This window comes from Xanthomonas sp. fls2-241-TYG-148, assembly GCF_030208815.1.
Taxonomy (GTDB): Bacteria; Pseudomonadota; Gammaproteobacteria; order Xanthomonadales; family Xanthomonadaceae; genus Xanthomonas; species Xanthomonas campestris.
Genome location: NZ_JARVTE010000006.1, coordinates 164,596 through 179,285 on the forward strand (window position 1 = coordinate 164,596; position 14,690 = coordinate 179,285).

10 protein-coding genes, 1 other RNA gene and 1 pseudogene are annotated in these 14,690 nt (G+C 66.9%); 4 read left to right on the forward strand and 8 right to left on the reverse strand.

All coding sequences use genetic code 11. The features are described 5' to 3' along the window. Positions 1–8 precede the first annotated feature (8 nt). Positions 9–1,124, forward strand: a complete 1,116-nt coding sequence (locus QRM60_RS09915; protein WP_285446099.1) for a saccharopine dehydrogenase NADP-binding domain-containing protein — start codon at positions 9–11, stop codon at positions 1,122–1,124. 50 nt (positions 1,125–1,174) lie between these two features. Here the strand turns inward: QRM60_RS09915 and QRM60_RS09920 are convergent, their stop codons facing one another. Next, the gene (locus tag QRM60_RS09920) at positions 1,175–1,966 is read right to left on the reverse strand and encodes a DUF1868 domain-containing protein (RefSeq protein ID WP_285446100.1); all 792 of its coding nucleotides are present in this window, start codon (positions 1,964–1,966) and stop codon (positions 1,175–1,177) included. Between the two features lie 10 nt (positions 1,967–1,976). Then, positions 1,977–4,634: a TonB-dependent receptor gene (locus tag QRM60_RS09925; RefSeq protein WP_238154044.1), complete on the reverse strand. Its 2,658-nt coding sequence runs from the start codon at positions 4,632–4,634 to the stop codon at positions 1,977–1,979. 98 nt (positions 4,635–4,732) lie between these two features. On the opposite strand from QRM60_RS09925, the gene QRM60_RS09930 reads away from it, so the two are divergent. Next, complete coding sequence (locus tag QRM60_RS09930) at positions 4,733–5,890, forward strand: ROK family protein (protein WP_115557138.1); 1,158 nt, start codon at positions 4,733–4,735, stop codon at positions 5,888–5,890. A 64-nt stretch (positions 5,891–5,954) separates the two neighbouring features. Here the strand turns inward: QRM60_RS09930 and QRM60_RS09935 are convergent, their stop codons facing one another. From QRM60_RS09935 to QRM60_RS09945, 3 genes are all read right to left on the reverse strand, one after another. Then, positions 5,955–7,739: a ribonuclease H-like domain-containing protein gene (locus QRM60_RS09935; RefSeq protein WP_285446101.1), complete on the reverse strand. Its 1,785-nt coding sequence runs from the start codon at positions 7,737–7,739 to the stop codon at positions 5,955–5,957. Beyond that, positions 7,736–10,231 (reverse strand): DEAD/DEAH box helicase, encoded by a 2,496-nt coding sequence (locus QRM60_RS09940; RefSeq protein ID WP_161962877.1) that lies wholly within the window; start codon positions 10,229–10,231, stop codon positions 7,736–7,738. The genes QRM60_RS09935 and QRM60_RS09940 overlap by 4 nt, the downstream gene beginning before the upstream one ends. A gap of 222 nt (positions 10,232–10,453) precedes the next feature. Further along, positions 10,454–11,602: a Fic family protein gene (locus QRM60_RS09945; protein ID WP_285446102.1), complete on the reverse strand. Its 1,149-nt coding sequence runs from the start codon at positions 11,600–11,602 to the stop codon at positions 10,454–10,456. Positions 11,603–11,883: 281 nt separating this feature from the next. Between QRM60_RS09945 and QRM60_RS09950 the strand changes: the two genes are divergently transcribed. Then, a complete protein-coding gene (locus QRM60_RS09950; RefSeq protein ID WP_042595485.1) occupies positions 11,884–12,546 on the forward strand; it encodes a hemolysin III family protein in 663 nt (220 codons plus the stop codon). A gap of 155 nt (positions 12,547–12,701) precedes the next feature. Here QRM60_RS09950 and QRM60_RS09955 read toward each other — a convergent pair whose 3' ends face one another. Then, positions 12,702–12,923: a hypothetical protein gene (locus QRM60_RS09955; protein WP_285446103.1), complete on the reverse strand. Its 222-nt coding sequence runs from the start codon at positions 12,921–12,923 to the stop codon at positions 12,702–12,704. Between the two features lie 559 nt (positions 12,924–13,482). Here QRM60_RS09955 and QRM60_RS09960 point away from each other — a divergent pair. Beyond that, positions 13,483–13,557, forward strand: a non-coding RNA gene (locus QRM60_RS09960) — sX9 sRNA. A 70-nt stretch (positions 13,558–13,627) separates the two neighbouring features. On the opposite strand, the gene QRM60_RS09965 is transcribed toward QRM60_RS09960, so the two are convergent. After that, positions 13,628–14,146 carry a hypothetical protein gene (locus tag QRM60_RS09965; protein ID WP_285446104.1) on the reverse strand — a complete coding sequence of 173 codons (519 nt, stop codon included), beginning with the start codon at positions 14,144–14,146 and terminating at the stop codon, positions 13,628–13,630. Positions 14,147–14,407: 261 nt separating this feature from the next. Further along, positions 14,408–14,614: pseudogene (locus QRM60_RS09970) on the reverse strand (oxidoreductase); the annotation flags it as partial. Positions 14,615–14,690: the final 76 nt, after the last annotated feature.

Below are 14,690 nucleotides of genomic sequence, written 5' to 3' on the forward strand. Positions count from 1 at the left end.
AGCAGGCAATGACGTATCGGGTGATGGTATTGGGCGGTTACGGGCACTTCGGCGCGCGCATCGTGCGTGCGCTGGCGGCGGCGCCACAGGTGCATGTCATCGCTGCGGGGCGTCACCCGGGCGCGATCGCCGCCACCTGGCCCGATGCTGCGCCTGGGCGCATCTCAGCATGCCGCCTGGACATGGCCGCTGACGACTTCGCCGCGCAGTTGGCTGCCACCGCGGCCGACGTGGTGGTGCACACCGCCGGGCCGTTCCAGGGCCAGGACTACGCGGTGGCGCGCAGTTGCCTGCAGGCGGGCATGCACTACATCGACCTGGCCGACGGCCGCAGCTTTGTGCGTGATTTCCCCGGCGCCATGAACGCGCTTGCGCAGCAGGCCGGGCGTGTGGCGATCAGCGGGGCCAGCACCTTGCCGGCGCTGTCGAGCGCGGTCATCGACGCACTGCTGCCACGGTTTTCTGTGTTGCACGATATCGGCATGGTGATCGCGCCTGCGCAGGGCACGCCGCTGGGGCTGGCCACCGTGCGCGCGGTGCTGTCGTACTGCGGCACACCGTTTACGTGGTGGAGCGAGGGGCGTTGGCAGACCGTGGTGGGATGGGCCGCGCCGCAACGTGTGCACTTCGCAAAGCTAGCACCGCGCCTGGCATCCCCCTGCGATGTGCCCGACCACGACCTGTTGCCGCAACGCTATCCCGGCGTCCGCAGCGTGCAGTTCCGCGCCGCGCTGGAAGTGGGTTTCCTGCAGCGTTGCCTGGCCGCACTCGCCTGGCTGCGCCAACGCGGGGTGCCGCTACCGATGGCGCGCGTGGCGCAGTTGCTCGCACGCGCCGGGCGCTGGTTTGATCGCTTCGGTACCGACCTGGGCGGGATGCGCGTGACGCTGCGCGGCGAGCGCGACGGCCAGCCACTGACCGTGCACTGGGATCTCACCGCCGCGATGCTGCACGGCCCGGAAATTCCGTGCCTGGCCGCGATTCTCTTGGTACGCAAGCTCGCCGCCGGCGCTGCATTACCCAGCGGCGCCCATGCCTGTATGGGCTTGCTGACGCTGGCCGAGTTCGAGCAGGCGTTCGCCGCGTGGCAGATGACCACCGAGGTGTCTGAGGCGCGGGCATAAACGTACCGCGCGCAGCCTGCAGTGATATCGCCCGTCACCTTCAGCCACGCTCACACTTCGTATTCGGTACGAAACGCGTACATGTCGGCAAACGTGCAGAAGTGAAAGTGCGGGATGGTGATTGGCCCAGTGTCTGCAAGCCGCTTCAGCCACGACGTCACCACGCTGCGATACGCCGCCTGCTCCGCAGCATCGAGCGTGGCGCACAGATACGCCAACGAAATATGGAAGCGGAAGTTGACGTAGTCCGGCCGCTGCAAACGGCTCAGCGCCATGAGCCCCGCGCGTGCAGCGTCCAGCCGCTGCGTCGTTGCAGCATCGGCCGGCAGCAGCGGAATCAGCAGGTTGTCGTTGCTGCCGGTCTTGGCCACAGACGGGTCGACGATGAACCGGCATGCCCCCAACGGGGCGGCATTCCGCTGCTTCAGCCGCGACAGGAAGCTGGCATTGATCTCGCCCAGCGGCACATCGCGTGCCACATCGCTTGGCCATGGCCCGCGTTTGCGATCGGTCTCGTTAACGCCGCCCAGCAGGGTCACGTGATAACTGCTGGGCGGCAGCAGCGCGAACTTGTTGCCGAAGCGCTGCTCCGGCAATTGGCGATAGATATCCAGCACGCGGTCGAAGCTGTCGTAGCCATCGCCCTGTTGCGGCAGATGGCCGACGAAGGTGTTGCCCGCAAACGGCAGCGGGCGCCGGGAGCGCGCAAACTTGCGGCCCACGTCCGAGGGCGCCGCAGCCGCCGCAGTGGCGAGGGCGGGCACCGTAGCGGCCAGTGCCGATGCGCCCGCGCAGGCAAGCAGGGCGCGTCGACTGATGCGTGGAGGTGGAAGCGGGGGCATATGCAGTTCCTCAGAGTTTGACATTGACGCCAAGCATCACCGTTGGCGCCATCTTCCACGCCGACTGCACGTATTCCTGCTGGCGGCCGATGCGGTATTGATAGCCTTGCCCAGCCAGGTTGAGCACATCCAGGCTCACCGCCACCGTGGGCGACACGTCCCAGCCCAGTTTCAGGTCGATGCGATCCAGCGGCTGCTGGTAGCGGTTGCGGTAGAACTCCAGCTGGTTGCTGTAGTTGGGGTAGCGGTCGTCCCACAGCTCGCCGGTGTGATTCCAGGCCAGCGATGCGCGCAGCGGGCCGCGTGCGTAATTCATGCTCAGATTCCACAGCTGTTTGGGTTGCTGTGGCAGCACGGTGAGCGAGGTGCGGCTGCCATCGCCCAGCACCACCGGATACGCCACGTCCAGCAACGTGAGGTTGGCACCCACCGACAGGCCGTTCAGTGCAGGCAACCACGGGCCCAGCTCCTTGATGGCGCCGAGTTCGGCGCCGCGCAGGCGCACCGGGCGGTCGGTGTTGCGCGGTTGGGTGACCAGCACCTGCTGGCCGTCGATGTCCTGCAGCTGGCCGTAGCGGAAGATCTCGTCGGAAATCGTTTTGTGGAACAGCGCGACCGACAGCAGGCTGCCGCCATCGTCGAAGGTCCAGTCGTGGCCCAGGTCCAGATTCTGCGAGCGGCGCGGTTGCAGGTCCGGGTTGCCCTGGTTGAGCGTGGGTGGGGTGCTGCCGAGGGTCAGCACGCCGCCGTTCAATGCCATCTGGTCCAGGCGTGGTCGGCCGATCGAGCGCGATGCGCCAATGCGCAGCGTGCCGTTGGCACTGGTCTGCAGTTGCGCGGCAAACGACGGCAACCAGTTGCGATAGGTCCGCACCGCGCTGACCGGCGCCCAGGTGGCGCCGCTCGCCTGCAGGCCTGCGCTGCCGAAGCGTGTCTGTTCCAGGCGGACACCGCCGGCCACCTGCCAGCGCTCCCCGCGCCATTGCGCCTGGGCAAAGCCGGCGCGGACCTGCTCGTCCACGCTGTAACTGCCGCTGTTCTGGGCGCTGGTGTCCACCACGCCGCGCGCCTGGCCGGCAGCCGTATCCCAGCGTACGTCGGCCAGCGCCGGGTCGATGGTCATCATCGGCATCGTGCAGCCCAGTGCGCAGATCGGGCTGCCCAGCACGTCGTCCAGCGCATACGGCAAGCCGCTCCAGGTGGTGCGCGCAAACGCGGTCTGCATGTGCGTGCGTACCTGCCGCAGGCCCCAGGCCAGGCCCAGGCCGCGGCTGTCCTCGTCCATGTTGCGCCGCAGGTCCAGCTGCAGGTCGCTGACCCGCTCGGCGTAGGTCGTGCGCTCCTGCTGGTGGTTGAGGTTGGCGTAGCGTGCGGGGTCGTCGGCCTGCGTGGGATTCAACGCAGCGAAGGCCGGCAGGGTGCCGGTCCAGTCGAACGCGTAGGCCAGGCGGTTTTGCTGGAAGCGATCCCAGGTCTGCGGGTTGTCCACTGTGGCGCGCGAGGTGCTTGCCCGCAGTGCGCCGCGCCACTGGGCCGGCAGCTCGGCCAGCAGCTCGCCATTGAGCCCGGAGAGCCCACGCTTCCAGCGCAATTGCCCCAGCTCCACAAGCTGATTGACGTTGTCCAGCGTGCCGCCTTGCGCGCCGGTGCGGGTCAGGCGCGCGCTGTTTTGCACTTGTGCGGCCTGGGTGTTGCGGTCCGATGCCTCGCGCTGGCGAAACGCGTATCCGGAGACATGGCCACTGAGCGGGCCGTCCGGCTGCCAGTCCACGCGCAGGGTGACGCCGCGGCGTTCGCGGGTGTTGTCGTAGTTGTACCAACGCCGTTCGCTGGGCACGGCAGCACCCACGCCGGCATAGGCGAGCGGCGCACGTGCGCCGTCGGCGTCGTACCAATTCAAGCCGCCGCCGTTTTCCTGCTGCGGCACCGAGATCTCACGGCGCCACACGCTGGCCGCGCCGAGGAAGGCAAACTCGCCCTCACGCCCGAAGCGTTTGCTCCATTTCAGTTCGCCCTCGCCCACCGGGGTGCGCCCGCCGTAGCGCTGCCCCATCAGGTTGGCACCGCCCTTGGCCGAGGCCGTCAGCAGGCCGTCCGGTCGCGCGAAGCCGGTCGCGGTGACCAGGTTGGTGACACCGCCAATGGCCGCACCGTCGTTCTCCGGCAGCAGCGACTTCACCACATCGATGCGGTCGACAAAATTCGCCGGCAGCACATCCATCAATGCCTGCCGACTGCCGATGTCATTGCTGGCAAACGCAAAGCCATCGATCAGCATGCTGTTGTAGTTGCCATTGAGGCCGCGCACCGTCACGTAGCGTGGCTCGCCCTGGTATTCGACGGTGCTCACGCCGGTGACGCGCCGTAGCGCATCGCCGATGTTGAAATCGGGCAATTGCCCGATGCTGTCGGCGGCAACCGAATCCACGATGGTGGGTGCGGCCTGCTTGGTGGCGATGGCACGCGTGTTCTGCGACTGGAACGGGTTGCGCACCTGCACGGCATCCAGGGTCTGCGCGTCGGCCGCCACCGGCGCCTCGATGGCGCTGGCGAACCGGGGTAGGCAGCCAGTCACCGCCAGCCCGAGCGCAAGCGGCACCACCCGTCGCGAGGGCAGGGCGCGCCGTGGCGGGCAGGCGGGGTGGGAATCCGGGTGCAACAGGCGCATGGCACGCTCCAGCAGCGAGACCCAACGCGGGCCGCAGGTGGGTTAAATTAAGCGGCTTAATTAAAACCTTTGTGACAACGCCGGAGCTTTCGCTGCGCATGCCTTCTTTCTTCGTAAATGCGGCGATCCGTTCGCACTACCGTCGCCGCAGCGATGGGCGGGCCGCCGGTGCCAGCGAGCGCATGCTGCTGGATCTGGTCCGTTGTGCCGGGCAGATCGCCCGCGCCGATCTGCCGCGGGCCACGGGTCTCAGCGTGCCGGGCACCAAGGGCATCATCGACCCGCTGGTGGCCAGCGGGCTGCTGCAGCTGGGGCCATCGCTGCGGCGCGGACGGGGCCAGCCCAGCGTGCAGGTGCGCCTGGCACCCGACTATGCGTACAGCTTGGGCGTGTCGTTGATGGTGGACGGCATCGCAGTGCTGCTGATCGACTTCGCCGGCCAGGTTCGCGGCATGCGCCAGTTCACCGCCTTCCCGCTGACGCTGGCGGCGGTGCGTACGCACCTGCCTGCACTGGTGGAGGCGCTGTTGCAGGACACCGGCGTGGAGCGGCAACGGCTGTTTGGCGTGGGCCTGAGCATGACCGGGCCGCGCATCGGCAATGGCACGCGGGTCAATCCGCCGCTGTCACTGGACGCGGAATGGATGCAGGTTGAGCTGGACGCGCTCGTCGCCGACTGCCTGCAGCTGCCGGTGTGGATGGACAACGACGCACACTGCGCGGCCCTGGCGGAGGCGGTGTACGGGATCGGCCGTCAGTCGCCCGACCTGGTGTACCTGTACATCGCCGATGGCTTTGCCGCTGGTGTGATTGCCGCAGGTGACGTCCGCCGCGGCGCACATGCAAACGCGGGTGAACTGGGCCGCATCTCGGCCATCACCGGCACCGCACGGCCCACGCTGGAAAACCTGCGCCAGGCGCTGGCGGCCGAGGGTCATCTGCTGCCGGATCTGCACGCGATGCTGCAGCACTACGATCCGGCATGGCCGCAGATCGATGCCTGGCTGGACACCGTGCAGGCCACCGTGACCCTGGCGGTGGCGGCGATCATCGCCTTGATCGATCCCCCCGTCATCGTGTTTGGCGCGCGCCTGCCTGCCGATCTTGCGCAGCGCTTGATCGCCCGCGTCCGCTTCGAATCGGCACCACGGCGCGGCGTTGCATCGCCGTATCCGGCATTGCTGGTCGGGCAGGTGCAAGCCAACGCCACGGTGCTGGGCGCAGCCATGCTGCCGTTCAAGGAAACGCTGTTTTAAGCCAGACGCTGCGTGTGCGATGAGGGATCAACGGCGTAGCGGCATCGCATCGCATCGCAGCGGCTCAGGTTGCTGCGATTTCCTCACTGTCTTGCGCCTGCACCGCCACCAAGCGCTGCATCAACAGCGACAACGTCACCACGTCCTGGTGGTTGTGGTCGGCCACGCGGCGCAGGTTGCGCGCGCTGCCGCCGCGCAGGTAACTCAGCCACGCCGCCGGAGCCTCGGAGCCGGGCAGGTCGTCTTCGCGCACCACGCGCAGCAGCTGCCGCTCGATGGTGGAGAGCTTGCAGTTCTCCCAGGTGCCGCGATAGCGGCGGCGGGTGGGGAATAGCAGGTCCACATGGTCCAGTGCGGAAATTGGATCGCCGCGCCGTGCCAGCCGGTAGCGCGTCTTCAACAGCGGCGCGTCGTAGCAGCGGCCGTTGTAGCTGGACAGCACCGTCTGCGGGGTGAGCCAGCTGCGGAACAAATCCAGCATCGCGCTTTCGGCGGCCATCGTGGACATCATCAACTGGCGCACGCGCAGCCCGCTGCCGCGCGTGGCATCCACGCGCCAATCGGCCACGCCAATCATGAAGGCGCGCGTGCCGGTACCGCCGGCCAGGCCGGTGGTTTCGGTATCGAAGAACAGCAGGTGCTCCGGCTCCACCGCATCTTCGCGTTTGGCGAAAGCCAGCGACAGCGCCTCGCGCGGGATGGCCTGCGGCAGGAACGCTTCGATCAGGTGCAGGCCGGGTGCGATTTCGTCGCCTGGCAGATGCCGATCAAGGGAAGGCGCACGCACCGGCATGGTGGCGGACACCGCGCGCTCCCGCACACCGATCATCTTGCGCAACGCACCGATGTCAGCGCGCCGTTGCATCGCTGGCGCCGCTGCTGGCGTTTGCACTGTTGGCAACGCAGGCGCGGCTACGGCACTGGGTGTTACCGCAGGCTTGTGCCGCACGTCGTGTTCCACCCACGCAAACACCGAGGCATCGCGTGCCGGCGGTGCCGCAGGTGACTGGAGTGCGCGGCGCATCATTCCCGATGGGCTGGGTTGCTGCTGGGCCGCATCCATGCTGCTTGCGCCGGACGCATGCGTGGGGCGCATCACGTGAGCGCTTTGCGTACCCGCGTTCGCGTCAGGCGACAACGCGCCGTCATCGCGCATGGCTGACGGCCGCGCACGCGCAGCGTGATCTGACAATCCGCGCGCCGTTGCTCCCGATGTCGCCACACCATCGCCGGCCGCCGCTTGCCGTTGTGCACGCGTCGGCACTGCCGCTGCGTCCTTCCGGGGCGCAGGCGTCATGCCACCCACCTGGCGGCGCAATAACCGCAGCCGCTCTGCACTGACACCGGTCGTGTTGCCAGCCGCAGTTGGCACGGCAACAGGCGCATCTGTTTCCACAGGGATGGGCGGCGCCGATGTTGCGGCACGCGACGCCGCACGGTGCCCGCCACGCTGCACCGTCCCGGCATCGCGGCGCATGCCCAACGGCTGCAGGCCATCGGCATAGGTCGCAAGATCGCGCGCACTGACGGCGTTCGAGGGCGCATCGAGCGGTTCACCAGCCGTGGCATTCGCTGCGGCGCTGTCAGCGCGCGTGCCGTCCACGGCAACTGCGGCCCGTTGCGAAGCGGCGGTGCCATCGACACTGGCCTGTGCACCGGAATCAACAGCAACGGACGTGTCCGCCTCTGCAGCTGCACCCGCGCCCGCGCGCGCACCATCATCCACGCGCAACGCATCGGCCGCCTCCACACGCGCCGACGTAGCGGCCTCTCCACCCTCCGGCCCGCGCACATCCGTCTGCCCCGCCTGGCGGCGCAACAGCCGCAGGCGGTCCGCACTCACACTCATGCAAGCACGTCCAGCGCCAGGTCGTCATCCACGTGCGTGGCGTGGCGCAGTGGCGCATCCGGGTCGAACAACAGCGCCAGCACCGTCAGTGCCAGCGACTTGGGCGATTCGCCCTTGCCTTCCTCGTGAGCGGCCAGCACCGGGCCCACGCAGGCCGGGCAGCCGGCGGTGCAATCGCAGCGGCGCACCAGCTCGTCGGCGCGCTGCAACAGCTCGGCCTGGCGCAGCCACAGTGGTTCGCTCAGGCCCACGCCGCCGGGGAAGTTGTCGTACAGGTAGACGGTGGGCACGAAGGCCTGCTGCAACTCCACCGTGCCTTCCTCGCCTTCTTCCACGCCGCGCAGTTGCCCGCGGCCGGTCTGGTCGGCCACCGCAAACCACGCGCCATCGCCATTGCCTACGGCCTTTTGCAGGTCGCGTGCATCGGCCATCACCGCCACCGTGGCCACCACGTGCAACGCATACGCCGCGCCGAGAAACCCATCCAGCGCATCCTGCTTGGAGGCGAATGCCTTGCCCAAGGTAGCCTGCGGCAGCTGCCACCACACCGCGGTGGTGTGCAGCTCCTGGTCGGGCAGGTTCACCGGGCCGTAGCCGATGTTTTCATGCGTGTAGTAACGGATCTTCTTGTAGCCGGAGACGCGCCGCACCACATGCACTTCGCCATGGTGGGAATCGCCGCGCCCGGCCACGCCGCCATCGAAGCGGTCCAGCACCTTCAGCTTGGTGTAGTCGATGCTGTCGGTGTAGTAGTCCACATGCGTGCGCGTTACGTACGCCTTGCGGCCTTCCCAATCCAGCCGTTCCACTTGATACGGCGTGCTCTGCACCATGTGGATGGCGCCTTCGTACAAGGTGAGCGCAGCGGCCGAATAATCCACCTCGGCGATGATCTGCTGCTTGCCGTCGGTCTTGTCCACCACCACGAAGTTGCCATCGGCCACCGAGCGCAGGCTCACCGCGTTGGCCGGGTAACTGTCGGCAATCCATTCCCAGCGGTCGCCTTCCTGGTGGATCACTTCGCTTTCGGCCAAGGCTTCCAGAAACACCAGCGGGTCGATCGGGCCGAACGGTTCATCGGCAATGAACGGCAATTCGAATGCCGCGCAGCGGATGTGGTCGAACAAAATCAGCGGCTGATCCGGCGCAATGCGCGCATGTTCGGGCGAGGCATCGGCGAAGAAATCCGGGTGCCGCACCACGTACTGGTCCAGCGGCTGCGAGCTGGCCACCAGCACGCCCAGCGCCGGTTGCTGGCGCCGCCCGGCGCGGCCAAACCGCTGCCAGGTGGCCGCCACGCTGCCGGGGTAGCCATTGAGAATCACCACGTCCAGCGCGCCGATATCCACGCCCAGTTCCAGCGCCGAGGTGGACACGATGCCATCGATGGTGCCCGCGCGCATCGCACGCTCCACTTCGCGGCGCTCGGTGGGCAGATAGCCACCGCGGTACGCCCGGATGCGCGCCGGCTTGCGCGGGTCGTGGTCGAAGATGTCCTTCAAATACTTGGTCAGCACTTCCACCATCAGCCGCGTCTGCGCAAACAACAGCGTCTTCAGCCCGCTCTTGATGGCGATGCGCGCGATGCGGTTGCTCTGCGACCGTGCCGATGCGCGCAGGCCCAGGTCGGCATTGACCACCGGCGGGTTCCACAGCAGCACGTGCTTGTCGCCGGTAGGCGCGCCGGATTCGGTGATGGCATGCACGCGTTCTTCGATCAAGGCCTGCGCGTGCGCATGCGGGTTGCCGATGGTGGCCGAGCACAGGATGAACTGCGGGTTGGCGCCATAGAACGCGCAGATGCGCTTGAGCCGGCGCAGCACGTTGGTGACGTGGCTGCCGAACACACCGCGGTAGGTGTGGATCTCATCGATCACCACATAGCGCAGGTTTTCGAAGAACTGCGCCCACTTGGTGTGATGCGGCAGGATCGCCTGGTGCAGCATGTCCGGGTTGCTCACCACGATGTCGCCATGCAGGCGGATCGCCTGGCGTGCATCGCCGGGCGTATCGCCATCGAAGGTGAAGGCTTTCACGCCCAGCTCGCCGGCGCGGTTGAGCTCCAGCAACTCGGCCACCTGGTCCTGCGCCAGCGCCTTGGTCGGGAACAGGTACAGCGCCTTGGCGCCGGCGGTCATCGCCGCGCTCACCACTGGCAGCGTGTAGCACAGCGACTTGCCCGAGGCGGTGGGCGTCACGATCGCCACATGCTCGCCGCGCTGGCTCGCCGCCCAGGCATCGGCCTGGTGGCTGTAGAGCTGGCTGATGCCGCGCGCGCGCAGCGCATCGGCCAGGGCCGCCGGCACGTCATCGGGAATGGGCGCGTAATGGCCTTCGCGCCCGGGGATGGTGAAGCTGCCGGTGATGCGGTCGTGGTAGCGCCGCTCCAGGCGCTCGGTGAGCAATGCGCCGTCGCGGCTGGGCCGGCCATCGGTGGTGGCCAGGGCGCGTTCGGCGGTTTCGGTGCGGGGAGCGAGGGCAAACGGAGGCATACGGCGGCTCCCAAAGAGGGGCATGAGACAGGGGAGGTGTCTCAGGGTATGAGACCGCGGCCAAACCGGCGAGCCTGTGTCACTGAGCGGATTCAGCAAGCGGGTATCCTGCGCCGCCGCAGATGTCATCGGCAGCGCCGCGTTGGCACCGAATCACGCAGGAACTGGTGGCGTTGCAGCAGCGTTCCGTGGTGTGCAGCGTGCGTGGTTGCCGAACGTGCGCTAGGCGCGCAACAGGTTCACGTAAGCCTGGTAACTGAAGCTCTGGCCGCGTGCACGTCCGGTGGTTTCCACCAGCACACCGATGTCCTGCAGCGTGGTCACCGCCGCGCGCGCTGTGGGATAAGAGACCTCCAGCGCCTGCTGCGCGCGATCAACGGTCAGCTTCGGCATGGTCGGCAGGAACTCGAACAGCCGCAGCGCCTGCAGCGTGCTGCTGCCGGTTCCCAGCACGCGCTTGCGATCGGCCGCGATCAACGCCGCAATCGCCATGATGCTGCGCTGGGCCTGTTCGGCAGAGGCTTCCACGCCCTCAAGGAAGAAGGCCACCCATGCTTCCCAATCGCCATGCGTTCGAATGGCCGACAGGTGCCGGTAGTAGTCGTTTTGCCTGGCTTTGAGGTAGCCGGACAGGTACAGCAACGGTTCGGGCAGCAACTGCCAATGCTCCAGCAGCGCGGCAATCAACAATCGCCCGATCCGGCCGTTGCCATCCAGAAACGGATGGATGGTTTCGAACTGCGCATGCACCAGCGCAATGCGGACCAGAGGCGGCAACGTCGGGCGCGTGTCATGGATGAAGCGCTCCAGATCACCAAACACCTCGGCCAGGCGCTCGGCCGGCGGTGGCACGAATGCCGCATTCCCGGGCCGGGTGCCGCCGATCCAGTTTTGACTGGTGCGCATGCTGCCCGGCAGTGCGTGCGCGCCACGGACGCCAGCCAGGAGAATCCTGTGCGCTTCGGCGAGCAGGCGCAGCGAGATGGGCAATCCGGTGGGCGCCTTTAACTGCTCACGGACGAACTTGAACGCCTGCAGGTAGTTGGTGACCTCTTCCACATCGTCTGCGTTGGTCACTGTCAGCCCTGCCTCCTCGTCGAAGACGTCGATCAGGGTGGCCTGGGTTCCCTCCAGCTGTGAGGTCAGCAGCGCCTCTTGCCGGACCGCGCTGTAGATCAGCCACTCGCTCGAGGCCACCAGCCCGGCCATGCCTGTCAGCCGCGCAAGGGCGACCTCGGCGAGGCGATTACGCTCCAGATACGCGGACGGATCTAGCTTAGGGGCGGCCGGCGGAAGCGGCGCTGGAACAAACGCGCGCACGGTCTCGTCATGGGTCTTGATGACGGCATAGGAGCCGGTGACACGGGTCATTCAAGGATCCTTTCCTAGCAGTGCTGGCTATTAAAGAATGCCTTAATAAGACCGAGCTTTGTGAAACACCTCGCTGCTACGCGATGGAGGGTCAGCCGGAGCGCGCTGCAGGTTTGGCCAGGTGCCACATCGTCGCGGCGATGGCAACTGGGCACACGTGACATCAGCGCCAAACCGGCGAGCCTGTGTCACTGAGCGGATTCAGCAAGCGGGTATCCTGTCGGGCCCCACCGGGCCGCGCCATGCGGCACCGGCGGGCTCCCCCACCTCGAAGACCTGCCGTGCCCGTGCCCCCCAGCGCTCTCGCCCCGCACTACAAGACCCCTTCCGCCCGCCGTGCCGACGTTGTGGTGCACGCCGCCGGGTTGTTCCTGGCCATCGTTGGCGGCGCCTGGATGATCTGGCGCGCGCATGCCAACGGCACGATGGTGCTGGCCACCTGCGTCTACGCGCTGGGGCTGCTGGTGATGTTCGCCTGCTCGGCGGCCTACAACTTCGCCCCGCCGCAGCGCCAGCCGATGCTGCGCAAGTTCGACCACGCCGGCATCTTCGTGATGATCGCCGGCTCCTACACGCCGTTCTTTCTGCTGGCGCTGGATGGCAGCTGGCGCTGGGCCATGATCCTGAGCGTGTGGGGTGTGGCTCTGTTCGGCGTGTTCGCCAAATTATTCCTGCCCGGAATCGCCAAAGGCTTTTGGGTGGCCATCTACCTGCTGCTGGGCTGGGCCGGCATCGTGGTGATCAAGCAGATCGTCGCCGGGCTGGACAGCACCGTGCTGTGGCTCATCGCCGCCGGCGGTGCGTTCTACACGGTGGGCGTGGGCTTCTACGTGCGCAAGTCCATGGTCTACAACCGCGCCATCTGGCACGCCCATGTGCTGGGCGGCGCACTGTCGCATTGGTGCGCCATCTGGCTGTGCCTGCGGCCGATGGGCGAGGTGTAGCGCGCTGTCGATGTCGTCGAGCAGTCGCGTATGCCCCTCGCTCGCTAGCATCGACACGTCATGGATCTATTGATCGCCTGACGACGTCGGCTTCCAATCAGAGCGCGCAGGTACAAGGACAAGGATCAGCACATCGTCGCCGTCGCGTGTGTAGATCAAGAGACATCTGCCGTGCTGGCAGGTGGACAACGCGTTCCCGGCAGTGGCCCAGAGTGATAGATGGCGGCACCATCCAGCGCGTCGCCCTCGGTTTCGATCCGGTCGTCCTGTTCACATGCGGCGAAATACATCTGCGGGTCGGAGATTTCGATCGCGCGCGCCAGTGCTGAGGCGAGCAATGCGGTGCGCGCATCCAGCGCGCTCTGCTTCCAGGCCACGCTCGCGCACGCGTGTCCTTTGCAGCCAGTGCTGCCTCAAGCGCCGCACGTTGTTGCGTCTTGAGCGTCTCCATCTGCTGCTTCGCCTGCGCGCTGGAGAGTGCGGGGCGGGGGACGGCCAGGGCATGCTCGGTCTGGGTGCGTAGCGACACCGCATAGCGTGCGTCCAACTCCTTGACCTTCATCGCCTCGGAGCGGTCAGGCCGGCGCTTCGTATTGCCGCCCTCGGCGTCCCACTGCGCAGCGTCCACATGAAGCACGTCCAATGGCATGCCCATCTCGCGCAAGACCTTCAACGCACTTTCGAAGCTGCCAAACCGGCGCGGCGCATTCGCCTTGGTGGTCAGCACACGGGTCTGGTTATGGGTCTGCAACCGCACGGTCCAGGCACGGCTTCCCCGATGACCGATGCCTGCCTGACCGCACTGGCGTCGACCAGGGCGCGTGCGGTCGCCAGCTTGACCAGATTGGTCGTGGCGCTATCCAGTTAACGATTAAGAGCAGCTATCAAAACTACTGCGCAGCCGCCAGGCGGGCGCGGCCGGTGCTCGGAATCCTCATGTACCCACGTACACTCCGGTTCCTCCGCGCCGCCCGCACCCACCTGACGGCTGCTCGCTACGTTTTGTTAGCCGCTCTAAATGGCATTCACCTTACCCTTGATCAGGGGCGCCAGCTAACGGCTGTCGGTCAGGCTCGCACCCTCACAGCTTGGTCTTCAGCACCGCCTCGAACGCCGCATCCGGCTCAAGGCTATCGGAGAGCACGATCACCGAATGCAGCGTGCCCCGCGCCTGCACGCTGTATTCGAAGCCCACCTGCTTGCCGTTGCGGCTGAACACCTCGATCTCGCTGTACTCGCCGATCTCGCCTTCGAAGCGCTCCTGCGTGTAGCCGTGCTCCTTGGCGAAGTTCTTAGCGGCCGAGCGCGCGCCTTCCCAGACGGCATCTTCATAGTTGATGGGCTGCAGCAGGCTGACCAATTGCGTGGCGCACGGCGTGGTGCTGGTCATGCCATAGCCATCGACGGTGCCCACCAACGGGATGCTGCTCTGGCTGCGCTTGGGCGTTGCCTTGACAGTGCAGCCAAGCTGTTGCAGCTCGGCCAGCGTGAAGTGCTCGGATTCCGGGCGCGGCGGGTCAGCGGTGTGGCTGCCGTCGCAGGACGCCATCAAGCCAACCAGGGCCACGGGCCAGAGGATGCGGAAGGAAACGGTCAACAACGGCGACGTCCTTGTAAGAGTTGGGAAACACATACCAAGTTTGGACCTGGGCGTAGGAGCGCACCTGGGCGCGACCTAACGTCAGGCCAGCATGGCCAAAAGCCGGTGCGCGCAACAACAAGCGCACCACAACGCTGCTGCGTGAATACCTGCGTGGCGCTAACACCACCACGCCGCCTCCCAACCAGCACCACGCGTGTGCACCCCGCAGTCAGCACAACAGCATAGCCGGCAGGCGCGCAAAACGCCTGCCGCTTTCCATCAGCCCACCACGCGCGGTGCCAACAGATCGCCCAATCCCACCCGGTGCAGCATCTCCGCACGCAGGCGATCGAGCACGCCGAAGCCGACGTCGGCACCATCGCCAGCCGGGTCGATATGCACGCGGAACGGGCGCTTGCCGAACGGCGCATCCACCACCTGCACGATGGCCTGCGCCACCTCGGCCACGTCCGCATGCTCCGGCACGCGCCGCCAACGGCAGTTGGTAGTGCGTCACGACCATTTCGACGAATGCACTAGGCGATCACACCGGCTAGCTTAG

Bases quoted from the DNA above. Each gene is read 5' to 3' on its own strand.
- QRM60_RS09915 (WP_285446099.1), top strand. From the start codon at position 9: ATGACGTATCGGGTGATGGTATTGGGCGGTTACGGGCACTTCGGCGCG.
- QRM60_RS09930 (WP_115557138.1), top strand. From the start codon at position 4,733: ATGCCTTCTTTCTTCGTAAATGCGGCGATCCGTTCGCACTACCGTCGC.
- QRM60_RS09935 (WP_285446101.1), bottom strand. From the start codon at position 7,739: ATGAGTGTGAGTGCGGACCGCCTGCGGCTGTTGCGCCGCCAGGCGGGG.
- QRM60_RS09920 (WP_285446100.1), bottom strand. From the start codon at position 1,966: ATGCCCCCGCTTCCACCTCCACGCATCAGTCGACGCGCCCTGCTTGCC.
- QRM60_RS09925 (WP_238154044.1), bottom strand. From the start codon at position 4,634: ATGCGCCTGTTGCACCCGGATTCCCACCCCGCCTGCCCGCCACGGCGC.
- QRM60_RS09945 (WP_285446102.1), bottom strand. From the start codon at position 11,602: ATGACCCGTGTCACCGGCTCCTATGCCGTCATCAAGACCCATGACGAG.
- QRM60_RS09940 (WP_161962877.1), bottom strand. From the start codon at position 10,231: ATGCCTCCGTTTGCCCTCGCTCCCCGCACCGAAACCGCCGAACGCGCC.